This window comes from Mesorhizobium sp. 10J20-29 (genome assembly GCF_054130485.1).
Genome location: NZ_CP199156.1, coordinates 4,376,340 through 4,387,885 on the forward strand (window position 1 = coordinate 4,376,340; position 11,546 = coordinate 4,387,885).

Annotated in this window: 9 protein-coding genes; 6 read left to right on the forward strand and 3 right to left on the reverse strand. The window is 65.1% G+C overall.

Going from position 1 to position 11,546, the window contains the following annotated elements:
• Positions 1-40: 40 nt before the first annotated feature.
• Positions 41-1,207 carry an isobutyryl-CoA dehydrogenase gene (locus ACT2BZ_RS20925; RefSeq protein WP_457937449.1) on the forward strand — a complete coding sequence of 389 codons (1,167 nt, stop codon included), beginning with the start codon at positions 41-43 and terminating at the stop codon, positions 1,205-1,207.
• Between the two features lie 96 nt (positions 1,208-1,303).
• Positions 1,304-2,188 (forward strand): 3-hydroxyisobutyrate dehydrogenase, encoded by an 885-nt coding sequence (gene mmsB / locus ACT2BZ_RS20930; protein WP_457937451.1) that lies wholly within the window; start codon positions 1,304-1,306, stop codon positions 2,186-2,188.
• 252 nt (positions 2,189-2,440) lie between these two features.
• On the opposite strand, the gene ACT2BZ_RS20935 is transcribed toward mmsB, so the two are convergent.
• The 3 genes from ACT2BZ_RS20935 to ACT2BZ_RS20945 form a co-directional block, all read right to left on the reverse strand.
• Positions 2,441-2,800 (reverse strand): hypothetical protein, encoded by a 360-nt coding sequence (locus ACT2BZ_RS20935; RefSeq protein ID WP_457937453.1) that lies wholly within the window; start codon positions 2,798-2,800, stop codon positions 2,441-2,443.
• Positions 2,801-2,941: 141 nt separating this feature from the next.
• Positions 2,942-4,315 (reverse strand): aspartate aminotransferase family protein, encoded by a 1,374-nt coding sequence (locus ACT2BZ_RS20940; RefSeq protein ID WP_457937455.1) that lies wholly within the window; start codon positions 4,313-4,315, stop codon positions 2,942-2,944.
• A 222-nt stretch (positions 4,316-4,537) separates the two neighbouring features.
• On the reverse strand, positions 4,538-5,722 hold the full coding sequence (locus ACT2BZ_RS20945; protein WP_457937457.1) for an MFS transporter: 1,185 nt from the start codon (positions 5,720-5,722) through the stop codon (positions 4,538-4,540).
• 304 nt (positions 5,723-6,026) lie between these two features.
• On the opposite strand from ACT2BZ_RS20945, the gene ACT2BZ_RS20950 reads away from it, so the two are divergent.
• From ACT2BZ_RS20950 to ACT2BZ_RS20965, 4 genes are all read left to right on the forward strand, one after another.
• Positions 6,027-6,284: a hypothetical protein gene (locus tag ACT2BZ_RS20950; protein ID WP_457937459.1), complete on the forward strand. Its 258-nt coding sequence runs from the start codon at positions 6,027-6,029 to the stop codon at positions 6,282-6,284.
• A gap of 183 nt (positions 6,285-6,467) precedes the next feature.
• The gene (locus tag ACT2BZ_RS20955) at positions 6,468-8,045 is read left to right on the forward strand and encodes a trimethylamine methyltransferase family protein (protein WP_457937461.1); all 1,578 of its coding nucleotides are present in this window, start codon (positions 6,468-6,470) and stop codon (positions 8,043-8,045) included.
• A gap of 76 nt (positions 8,046-8,121) precedes the next feature.
• Positions 8,122-10,695: a GcvT family protein gene (locus ACT2BZ_RS20960; RefSeq protein WP_457937463.1), complete on the forward strand. Its 2,574-nt coding sequence runs from the start codon at positions 8,122-8,124 to the stop codon at positions 10,693-10,695.
• A gap of 66 nt (positions 10,696-10,761) precedes the next feature.
• Positions 10,762-11,541: an NYN domain-containing protein gene (locus tag ACT2BZ_RS20965; RefSeq protein WP_457937465.1), complete on the forward strand. Its 780-nt coding sequence runs from the start codon at positions 10,762-10,764 to the stop codon at positions 11,539-11,541.
• Positions 11,542-11,546 lie beyond the last annotated feature (5 nt).

An 11,546-nucleotide genomic window follows, 5' to 3' on the forward strand; every position in this document is an offset into this window, starting at 1 on the left:
GATTGGATGACGCGCATAGGCAAAAGTTCTGGAGGACGCCATGGATGCCGCAGTCGAGGTGCCGGCTGGCCAGTTCGAGCTCAACGAGGACCAGCGCGCCATTCAGGCCATGGCCGAGAGCTTCGCGGACGAGCGCGTCGCGCCCCATGCGCTCGCCTGGGACCGGGAGTGTCATTTTCCCGCCGATGTGATCCGCGAGACCGGGCCGCTCGGCTTCGGCGGCATCTATGTCGGCGAGGAAGGCGGCGGATCGGGCCTTGGGCGGCTGGACGCGGTGCTGATCTTCGAGGCGCTGTCGCGCGCCTGCCCGGGCTTTGCCTCATTCATCTCGATCCACAACATGACCGCCTGGATGGTAGACCGCTTCGGCAATGACGAGCAGCGCGAGCGCCTGCTGCCGAAGATGGCGTCGATGGAGTGGCTGGGCAGCTACTGCCTGACCGAGCCGGGTTCGGGCTCGGACGCCGCGGCGCTGAAGACGCGCGCCGTGCGCGAGGGCGACCACTACGTGGTCAACGGCGCCAAGCAGTTCATCTCCGGCGCCGGCGACAGCGATGTCTACGTCACCATGGTGCGGACCGGCGGCGACGGGCCGAAGGGCATCTCGACGCTTGTCGTGCCAAAGGACGCTCCGGGCCTCTCCTTCGGCGCGCCGGAGCACAAGATGGGCTGGAACATGCAGGCGACGCGGCAGGTGATCTTCACCGACTGCCGCGTTCCGGCCGAAAACCTGCTGTCGGCGGAGGGCGACGGTTTCCGCATCGCCATGGCCGGGCTCGACGGCGGGCGGCTGAACATCGCCGCCTGTTCGCTCGGCGGCGCGCAGGCCGCGCTCGACAAGACGCTGGCCTACATGGCCGAGCGCCAGGCCTTCGGCCGGTCGATCGACCAGTTCCAGGCGCTGCAGTTCAGGCTGGCCGACATGGAAACCGAACTGCAGGCGGCACGGATCTTCCTCTACGCCGCGGCGACGAAGCTGGACCGCCGAGCGCCGGATGCGGGAAAATGGTCGGCGATGGCCAAGCGCTTCGTCACCGATACCGGCTTCAAGGTGGCCAACGAGGCGCTGCAACTGCACGGCGGCTATGGCTACCTGCACGACTATGGCATCGAGAAGCTGGTCCGCGACCTGCGCGTGCACCAGATACTCGAGGGAACCAACGAGATCATGCGGGTGATCGTCGCCCGCGCGCTGATCGGGCGGTGACGGGTGAATGGGACACGGCTGAATCGAAATGCGCAGCATCCGTCCCGGTTCACCATTCTCCATTGACCATGCTTTCTTGACCTTCCGGAGGAACACATGACCACCATCGCCTTCATCGGCCTCGGCAATATGGGCAACCCGATGGCCGCCAACCTCGTCAAGGCGGGTCACGCGGTGCATGGTTTCGACCTGCAGCCGGAAAACCTGTCGATCGCGGCCGACAACGGCGTCGTCGCGGAGGCCGGCGTCGCCGCCGCGGTGAAGGGCGCGGAAGTGGTCATCACCATGCTGCCGGCCGGCAAGCACGTTCTGTCGGTGCATGAGGAGATCGCGGCGGTAGCGTCCAAGGGCACGCTGATCATCGACAGCTCGACCATCGACGTCGATTCGGCGCGCAAGGCGCACGAGATCGCTGCCAGCCACGGCCTGCTGTCGATCGACGCGCCGGTTTCGGGCGGCACGGGCGGTGCGGCGGCCGGCACGCTGACCTTCATGGCCGGCGGCTCGGAAGAAGCCTTCGCGAAGGCCGAGCCGATCCTCAAGCCGATGGCCGGCAAGATCGTGCATTGCGGCGCGGCAGGCGCGGGCCAGGCCGCCAAGATCTGCAACAACATGATCCTCGGCATCTCGATGATCGGCGTCGGCGAGGCCTTCGTGCTGGCAGAAAAGCTCGGCCTGTCGCACCAGGCGCTGTTCGACGTCGCCTCGACCTCGTCGGGCCAGTGCTGGTCGCTGACCACCTACTGCCCGGTGCCGGGTCCGGTGCCCACCTCGCCCGCCAACAATGATTACCGTCCGGGATTTGCCGCGGCCCTGATGCTGAAGGACCTCGGACTGTCACAGGACGCGGCCAAATCGACCGGCGCTTCCACGCCCCTGGGCAAGCATGCGGCGGAACTCTACGGCCGCTTCAACGAGAGCGGCCACGGCCACGAGGACTTTTCGGCGATCATCCGCTATCTGCGGGATAACCCTGCGTAAATATTTGTTTCGCAGGTATATTTGCGAATTAGGCAAGAAAAGTCGCAAATTTAGGTTTGCTTAATCTCCTGATAACCGCGCGGTAACGATGTCCCTATAGAACGGACTGCGAGGCGGTCATCGCAGCCGCCTCCACGCTCCGGATCAGGTCTCGCGTACCGGAGCCGTTACCATCGCAGTGTATTGTTGGCGATGGGCCATGCGTATCGATGGCAAAGCCGTGTTCCTGTCGGGAGCGCGGTCTTTGCCGTATCAGCCAAGCGGCGACAATCTCTTGAAGTTGGCCTTGACGCGCCGGCTTGCTGGCCTGAGCGCGGCGTTCACCGTGCGCTCGACAGCGACGCCATTGAGGATCGAAGGCGTCCTGCCCGAAAACACCTCGGGCCAGAACTGAGTGGCCGAATGGATCAGCGACATCTGGGCGGCGAATACGCCCTCGGCGATTGCCGAGGTCTTTTCGTGGACCGCACGTTCGGTCTCGGCGCGGCGCGTTTGACCGCTGCCGGCTTCGGCTGCCATCAACGGCAGTCGCATCAGCGCCACCATGGGCGCGAGCATGAGGTCTCCGGCGATCGACGTCGACTGCCGTGCGGTCTTGCGCTGCTTTTTCATGGAACTTCCGATGCTGAAAACGCCGGGATGCGGCGTGCACACTATAAGCCGGCCAGCCGCGTTTCGTTCCTGTTCATTGATCGATGATCGGGCGATTGCGAAAGGGTGCGGCCGAAAAGCCGCACCCTGCCGCGCCGCGGACTAGCGCAGGTCGGCTTCTGCCAGGTCGAGCGCCTTCAGGATGCGCTCGCAGGCAAGGTCGATCGTCTCGCGCGTCCAGATCAGCGGCGGCGAAAGAATCATCGTGTCGCCCGTGGCGCGCAGCATCAGCCCGTTGGCGATGGCGTGATCGCGCACCAGGACGGCCGCCCTGCCGACCGGCTGGAAGCGCTCACGCTTCTGCTTGTCGCTGACAATCTCGATGGCGCCCATCAACCCGATGGCACGCGTCTCGCCGACCAGCGGATGCCCCGAAACCCGCTCCTGCAGCGCCTTGGCGAAATAGGGGCCGGTGTCGGTCCTGACGCGCTCGATCAGCCCTTCGCGCTCGATGATCTCGAGGTTCTTCAGCGCCACGGCGCAGCACACAGGGTGCCCCGAATAGGTGTAGCCGTGGTAGAATTCGCCGCCCTTGTCGACCAGGGTCTTGGCGATGCGGTCGCCGACGAAAAGCGCCGACAGCGGCAGGTAGCCGGAGGTCAGCGCCTTGGCGGTGGTCATCGTGTCGGGCTCGATGCCGAAGGTCTGGGCCGCGAACCATTCGCCGGTGCGGCCATAGCCGGTGATGACTTCGTCGAGCATCAGCAGCACGTCGTATTTGCGGCAGATGCGCTGGACTTCCGGCCAGTAGCTCGCCGGCGGGATCTTGACGCCGCCTGCCCCCATGATCGGCTCGCCGATGAAGGCCGCCACCTTGTCGGCGCCGGCTTCGAGGATGGCGTCCTCGATAGCCTTGGCAGCGCGCAGCCCGAAATCGTGCTCGCTCTCGCCGGGTTCCGCCAGTTCGTAGGCATAAGGCATCATCACATGCACGATGTTGGGCACCGCGCCGCCGAGCTGGTTGTGCATGCCTTCCATGCCGCCGAGCGACGTGCCAGCAACCGTCGAGCCGTGATAGGCCATCTTGCGCGAGATGATGCGGTTCTTCTCCGGCTTGCCCTCCAGCGCCCAGAAATGACGCACCAGCCTGAGCGCCGTATCGTTGCTTTCCGAGCCTGACGAGCCGAAGAACACCTGGTTGAGGCCTTTCGGGGCAATCTCGGCGAGTTTCTGGGCAAGCAGCACCGCCGGCGGCGTCGCCGACTTGAAGAAGGAATTGTAGTAGGGCAGCTCCTTCATCTGCTCGTAGGCCACCTCGGCCAGTTCGTCGCGGCCGTAGCCGATGCTGACGCACCACAGTCCGGCCATGCCGTCGAGCAGCTCGTGCCCCTCGCTGTCATAGACATAGGGACCCTTGGCGCCGACGATCATGCGCGAGCCGGACTCGCGCAGCTCGCGGTGGTCGGTGAAGGGATGAAGATGGTGCGAGGCGTCGATCGCCTGCAGCTGCTTCAGCGAATAGTTCTTGTAGGTCATGGGCTTGCAGCCCTCCGTTGAATCTGTCCGGCGGAGCCGGCGAAGGAATTCAGCGTGACGGAGGCGGCGAGTAGCCGATGCGCGCGCAGAGCCGCAGCATCTCGGCGTGCAGTGTCCGGGACGACGGTTTGGAGGCGAAGTCGCCCAGAATATGTTGCCTGTCACTGCAAGCCATGGCGCGACTGTAGTCGAGCCGGCCGCTGCCTATCAAGAGGGCGTCGATCACCGGTCGCGGCGCCAGCGCACGAGGCTACGGTAGAGGGAAAAGACGACAAGCGTGCCGCTCAGCACCGCGATGACGGCTGGCAGGCCGGTCGGGCCGACATGCTGGATCGCAAAGCCAGATCCCGGCGGGCCGATGATGCCGCCGACGCCCCACATCAACCCGAAGGCGGCATTGCCGGCGACCAGCATCGAACCGCGGAAGCGGTTGCCGAGCTCGACCAGCGCCATCGTATAGACACCGTAGCCGACGCCACCGATGACGAGCAGCACCGGCCAGACCAGCGGCGTGGTGATGACGGCCGTCAGTGAAAGCGCGCAAGCCATGGTGAACGCCGCACAGACGACGATCATGGAGCGCGCGCCGAAGCGTTCGGCCAACAGGCCCAGCGGGATCTGCAGCACGATGTTGCCGAGCGACATTACCGAAATCATTGCCGCGAGCGTCGGAGACGGCAGCGCATAGGCGGCGCCAAAGACCGGCAACAGCGAATAGACGCTCTGCTGGGTCGCCGCTGCCACGGTGACGGCGACGAGCAGCGCGGGCGCCAGCCGCCAGAAACTCCAGAAGCCGCCCGGCCTTTCTTCGTCCGCCTCGAAGCCGGCGAGGTTTGCGGTGGTCAGATAGAGGATCAGCGCGCAGCCGGTAAAGCCGACGACGCCCACCAGCAAGGGCGGCCAGCCATGGCTGCCGACCAGCGCCAGCGTCAGCGGACCGGCGGCGTAGCCGGCCCCGGTTACCGCATTGAAGATGCCCATGATGCGGCCGCGACGCGCCTCGGGCGCCAGCGCGATCATCCACACCTCGCCCAGTATGTAGAGCGGGTTGATCGCCACGCCGATCAGGAAACGCACCGGAAACCAGGCGAAATCGTTCTGCAGCAGGCCGATCGCCGCAAAGAGGACGGCTGCGGCTAGCGCGCTGAACACGGCGAGCCCCCTAGCCCCGAAACGCTCGACGAGCTCCGGCACGAAGATCGACGAGGCGATCAGCCCGGCGGGCGTCATGGCCGCCGACAGGCCGATATAGGAAGGCGACATGCCCTGGCGCTGCATCAGGAAGGTGAACAGCGGGTAGCTCAGTCCCTGCGCGACGGCAAAGACCGACACGCTGGCGGTGACACCGAGGAGAGCGGCGCGCGGCATGGGCTGGTCGGGCACTTCGGGCGAAGAGCGAATCTGCATCGCCTCCGCTAGCACAGCTTTTCGGGCTGCGCCTCAGCGCCTGGCGCCACATGGGTCGCAGCCGGGACAGCGGTAGCCATTTTCCGGCGAATTCTTTTCAGGACAAGGGATCGGGCGCAGCCGCGAGCGCCACGAAAACCGGCACTGTCAGGCTGAATTGACCGATTATGCCCTGTTTTGTTGCTTTTTCCGAGAAACCGCACGGATACACAGCTGAAATCCCGCAGCATCGGTCCGATACACAGTAACCCTAAGTCAGGGCACGGCTGGTGGCACAGTCATGAACCAAGAGGGAATTTTTGAAATGGAACAGTCATGGACGGTCGACAAGTACGACGTACCGTCTGGCGACCTCGAATTCTGGGCGCGGCGGCGCGGATTGATATCCGATGCCGGGCCCAGGCGTAATGCGAGCAAGTCTTCAGGCGGATCTGTTACATCCAAGGCCCTGCCCGGACGCTTCGCGGTCGCGGCATGGCTGGCGGTTGCAGTACTCATTGCCTACAACATGGCGACGCACGCGGAGCCCTTCGGCGCGCTGGCGCTCGCCGCGGCATCCTAGGCATCGCCTGCCTGCAGGCGGCAGTTTGAAGGGCGTGTCCTTGCCCCGGGACGCGCCCTTTCCTGTACAGGCAAGACAAGTTGCGCAATGTCGCATCCCTCGCGCAAAGGGTCGCCGGCTCCGCAACCCTGCCGCGCCCGCCGGTCCATGATGCAGCGCATCATAGCACCGCGTGAGGATTTCATGACCGCAGCTCTTCAACCTGCTGAACCACCGCTGGCCACCGACAGGGCGCGCCGCGGCGGCCGCGCCGGAAGCCGTGCCCGGGGCTCGGCCGCCTTCGAACAGCCGGCATTCCGGCAGCTGAAGAACCCGTTCCAGCCGACCAAGCTGGTGTCGGACGACGAGCTGGAATCGATCCACCTGGCCTCACTGAAGGTTCTCAAGGAAATCGGCGTCGACGTGCTGCACGAAGAGGCGCGCCGCATCATGAAGGAACATGGCGCCGACGTGCGCGAAGGCACCGAGCGGGTGCATTTCGACAGCGACATGCTGATGGAACTGGTCGCGCACTGCCCGTCGGAATTCACGCTGCACGCGCGCAATCCGGCGCACAACGTCCGTTTCGGCGGCAACAATCTGATCTTCTCGCAGATGGGCTCGGCGCCCAACTGCTCCGATCTCGACAGCGGCCGCCGTCCCGGCAACCAGGTCGATTTCCGCAATCTCATCAAGCTGGCGCAGATGCACAACGTGCTGAACACGACCGGCGGCTATCCGGTCGAGCCGACCGACATCCATCCGGGCGTGCGCCATCTCGAATGCATCCGCGACCTCGCCACGCTGACCGACAAGGCGTTTCACATCTATTCGCTCGGCAAGGAGCGCAATGTCGACGGCATCGAACTGGCCCGCATCGCGCGCGGCGTTTCACGCGAGCAGCTGCAAGACGAGCCGTCGGTCTACACCATCATCAACACCAACTCGCCGCTGAAGCTCGACGTGCCGATGATGGAAGGCATCATCCAGATGTCGGGCAACGGCCAGATCGTCATCATCACGCCGTTCACGCTGGCCGGCGCCATGGCGCCGGTGACGATTGCCGGCGCGCTGGTGCAGCAGAACGCCGAGGCGCTGTCGGGCATCGCCTTCACGCAGATGGTGAAGAAGGGCGCGCCGGCCGGCTATGGCGGCTTCACCTCCAACGTCGACATGAAATCGGGCGCGCCGGCCTTCGGCACGCCCGAATACATGAAGGCGCAGCTCGTCGGCGGGCAGCTGGCGCGCCGCTACAAGATTCCCTACCGCACCTCCAATGTCTGCGCCGCCAACCAGGTCGATGCGCAGGCCGCCTATGAGAGCGTCTTCTCGCTCTGGGGTGCCGTTCAGAGCGGCGCCAACTTCATGCTGCATTCGGCCGGCTGGCTGGAAGGCGGGCTGCGCTGTTCCTACGAAAAGACGATCCTCGACATTGACCTGCTGCAGATGGTCGCCGAGTTCCTGACCCCGCTCGACCTTTCGGAAGATGCGCTCGGCGTCGAGGCGATCCGCTCGGTCGGACCGGGCGGCCATTTCTTCGGCACCCAGCACACGCAGGACCGCTACAAGACGGCGTTCTACTCGCCGATCCTGTCGGACTGGCGCAATTTCGAGAGCTGGGCCGAGGCTGGCAGCCCGACCGTGCTGGAGCGCGCCAACCGCGTCTGGAAGGAGCGGCTCGCCGCCTACGAGGAGCCCTACATGGACCCCGCCATCCGCGAGGAGCTCGACGCCTTCGTCGCAAAGCGCACCGCAGAAGGCGGCGCGCCGACGGATTTTTGAGTTCCCTGCCACCAATCGCTGACCGCCGTCTCACGCCGGCAACGGATTCATTCTCTTCACATACGGACCTATCCTCATGAAATCTCACGTCAAAGCAGTTGTCATCGGTGGCGGCGTCGTCGGTTGTTCGGTGCTCTATCACCTGGCCAAGGCCGGCTGGACCGACATCATGCTGATCGAGCGCTCGGAGCTGACCTCCGGCTCGTCCTGGCATGCGGCGGGCGGCTTCCACACGCTGAACGGCGACCCCAACGTCGCCAAGCTGCAGGCCTATACGGTGCAGCTCTACAAGGAGCTGGAGGAGCTTTCCGGTCAGTCCTGCTCGCTGCACCTGACGGGCGGCGTGATGCTGGCCGACAGCCCCGAGCGCATGGACTTCCTGCGGCTCGCGCACGCCAAGGGCCGCTATCTCGGCATGGACACCGAGCTGATCACGCCATCCGAAGCCAAGGCGATGTTTCCCTTCATGGACGAGAGCCATTTCGTCGGCGCCATGTGGGACCCGGTGGAAGGCCATCTCGACCCCTCAGGCACGACGATTGCCTACTCCAAGGCGGCAAAAAAACTTGGCGCCGAAATCGTGCTCCGAAACCCGGTCAAGGAACTGACGCAGGAGCCGGACGGCACCTGGAACGTCATCACCGAGCAGGGAACGGTCAAGGCCGAGCACGTGGTGAACTGCGGCGGCCTGTGGGCGCGCGAGATCGGCCGCATGGTCGGCGTCGAGCTGCCGGTGCTGGCCATGGAGCACATGTACCTCCTCACCGAGCCGATGCCGGAGGTCGAGGCCTTCAACAAGGAAACCGGCCGCGAGATGGTCGGCGTGCTCGACTTCAAGGGCGAGATCTACACCCGCCAGGAGCGCAACGGCATCCTGCTCGGCACCTATGAGAAGGCCTGCAAGCCGTGGTCGCCGGTCAACACGCCGTGGGATTTCGGCCACGAGCTGCTGGCGCCCGACCTCGACCGCATCGCGCCATCGCTGGAACTCGGCTTCCAGCATTTCCCGGGCATTGCGAATGCCGGCATCAAGCAGGTCATCAACGGCCCCTTCACCTTCGCGCCCGATGGCAACCCGCTGGTCGGGCCGGTGCAGGGCCTGACCAACTACTGGGTCGCCTGCGGCGTCATGGCCGGCTTTTCGCAAGGCGGTGGCGTCGGACTGGCGCTCTCGAACTGGATGGTCAACGGCGATCCGGGCTTCGACGTCTGGGGCATGGACGTGGCGCGCTGGGGCGAATGGGCGAGCCTGCGCTACACCAACGCCAAGGTGCGCGAGAACTATTCGCGCCGTTTCTCGATCCGCTTCCCGAATGAAGAGCTGCCGGCGGCAAGGCCGGCGCAGACCACGCCGCTCTACGACACGATGATCAAGCAGAACGCCGTGATGGGCGACTCGTGGGGGCTGGAGACGCCGCTCTGGTTTGCGCCGGACGGCTCCGAGCCCAAGGACGTCGTCTCCTTCCACCGCTCCAACGATTTCGAGCACGTCGGCAACGAGGTGCGCGCCGTGCGCGAGCGGGTCGGCGTCACCGAGATCGCCAACTTCGCGAAATATGAAGTGAGCGGAAGCGGCGCGGAGGATTTCCTCAACCGGCTGATGACCAACCGCATGCCGAAGAAGGGCCGCATCGTGCTGACGCCGATGCTGAACGAGTTCGGCAAGCTGATCGGCGACTTCACCATCGCCAGGGCCGGCGACGAGCGCTACATGATCTGGGGCTCATCGGCCGCCGCCAAGTACCACATGCGCTGGTTCGAAAAGCACCTGCCGAAGGACGGCTCGGTGCGCATCCACCGCTTCGACCAGACGCTGGTCGGCCTGTCGATCGCCGGCCCCAAGAGCCAGGAACTGCTGCAGAAGCTGGTCGATGTCGACGTGTCGTCGAAGAGCTTCCGCTTCATGGATTTCCGCGAGATGGCGGTCGGCGGCGCGCCCTGCATGGTCAACCGCATTACCTATACCGGCGACCTCGGCTACGAGATCTGGATGGCGCCGGCCTATGAGCGGCTGGTCTATGCCGAGATCAAGAAGGCGGGCGAGGAATTCGGCATCGTCGATTTCGGCATGCGCGCGCTGCTGTCGATGCGGCTCGAGAAGAACTTCCCGACCTGGTTCCGCGAGCTCAGGCCGATCTACGGCCCCTTCGAGGGCGGCATGGAGCGCTTCGTCAAGCTGGAGAAGAACGAGTTCGTCGGCCGCGAGGCAGCCGCGAAGGAGCATGCGGACGGTCCGAAGCTGAAGCGCGTCTCGCTGATCGTCGAGGCAACGGATGCCGACGTGATGGGCGACGAGCCGATCTGGGCAAAGGTCGGGACGAAGGACTACGGCACGGTCGGCAAGACGCACGAATTCGGCGCGCCGCGCTTCGACGCCGCCGGCAAGGAAGTGCGCGGCTCGACCGCGGCGACCGGCGCGTCTGCCGTACGCGGGCTGGTCGATGGCGACTGGCGCGTCGTCGGCTGGGTGACCTCGGGCGGCTATGCGCATTACGTCGACAAATCGATGGCGCAGGGCTATGTGCCCGCCGAACTCGCCGAGAACGAAAGCGAAGGCATGTTCGAGATCGAGATTCTGGGCCACCGCCGCCCTGCCCGCATCAATGTCGAGCCGCCCTTCGATCCGTCGGGCGAGAAGATGCGCGGCTAGGATTGAGCTGTGCTAGCATGCCGGCCGAACAAGCCGGCATGCCGCCGGACCTGAAAGGGAATTCAATTGGCTGCAGAACCACGCTCCCCCCGCCTCGCCGTCCTGATCGATGCCGACAATGCCTCGGCCAAGATCGCCGACGGCCTGTTCGAGGAAATCGCCAAGATCGGCGAAGCCAGCGTGCGACGCATCTACGGCGACTTTTCGAGCCCGCATTCAAAGGCCTGGGAAAACCAGCTGGCCAAGCACGCCATCATCCCGCAGCAGCAATTCGCCTACACCAAGGGAAAGAACGCGTCCGACATCACGTTGGTGATCGACGCCATGGACCTTCTGCATGGCGGCCGGCTCGACGGCTTCTGCCTGGTCTCCTCCGACAGCGATTTCACCCGGCTTGCCTCGCGCATCCGCGAACAGGGCGTCGACGTCTACGGCTTCGGCGAGCAGAAGACGCCGGAAAGCTTCCGCCAGGCCTGCCGCCGCTTCATCTACACCGAGAACCTGCTGCCGGCTCCGGCGTCCAGTGCCAACGCATCGCAAGGCGCCGCCAAGCCGCTGCAACCGCCGAGCGCTGCAGTACCGATCATCAGCAAGATCATCGAGGAAATGGACAGCGAGGACGGCTGGGTGCTTCTCGGCGTGGTCGGCAACCGGCTTGCCAACCTGACATCGGACTTCGATTCCCGCACATTCGGCTCCCGCAGCCTGGGCGACCTGGTCAAGAAGGCGGGCGCCTTCGAGGTCGATCACCCGAAGGAAGGCTCGATGCGGGTGCGCATCAAGCCTGCCGCCGAAAAACCGGCGGCGGCTGCGAAGACCGGCCGGTCGCGCCGCAAGAAGACCTAGCGCTC

What these genes read in the sequence shown, in the direction of transcription:
- ACT2BZ_RS20925 (WP_457937449.1), top strand. Translation starts at nt 41, where the DNA reads ATGGATGCCGCAGTCGAGGTGCCGGCTGGCCAGTTCGAGCTCAACGAG.
- mmsB (WP_457937451.1), top strand. Translation starts at nt 1,304, where the DNA reads ATGACCACCATCGCCTTCATCGGCCTCGGCAATATGGGCAACCCGATG.
- ACT2BZ_RS20935 (WP_457937453.1), bottom strand. Translation starts at nt 2,800, where the DNA reads ATGAAAAAGCAGCGCAAGACCGCACGGCAGTCGACGTCGATCGCCGGA.
- ACT2BZ_RS20940 (WP_457937455.1), bottom strand. Translation starts at nt 4,315, where the DNA reads ATGACCTACAAGAACTATTCGCTGAAGCAGCTGCAGGCGATCGACGCC.
- ACT2BZ_RS20945 (WP_457937457.1), bottom strand. Translation starts at nt 5,722, where the DNA reads ATGCAGATTCGCTCTTCGCCCGAAGTGCCCGACCAGCCCATGCCGCGC.
- ACT2BZ_RS20950 (WP_457937459.1), top strand. Translation starts at nt 6,027, where the DNA reads ATGGAACAGTCATGGACGGTCGACAAGTACGACGTACCGTCTGGCGAC.
- ACT2BZ_RS20955 (WP_457937461.1), top strand. Translation starts at nt 6,468, where the DNA reads ATGACCGCAGCTCTTCAACCTGCTGAACCACCGCTGGCCACCGACAGG.
- ACT2BZ_RS20960 (WP_457937463.1), top strand. Translation starts at nt 8,122, where the DNA reads ATGAAATCTCACGTCAAAGCAGTTGTCATCGGTGGCGGCGTCGTCGGT.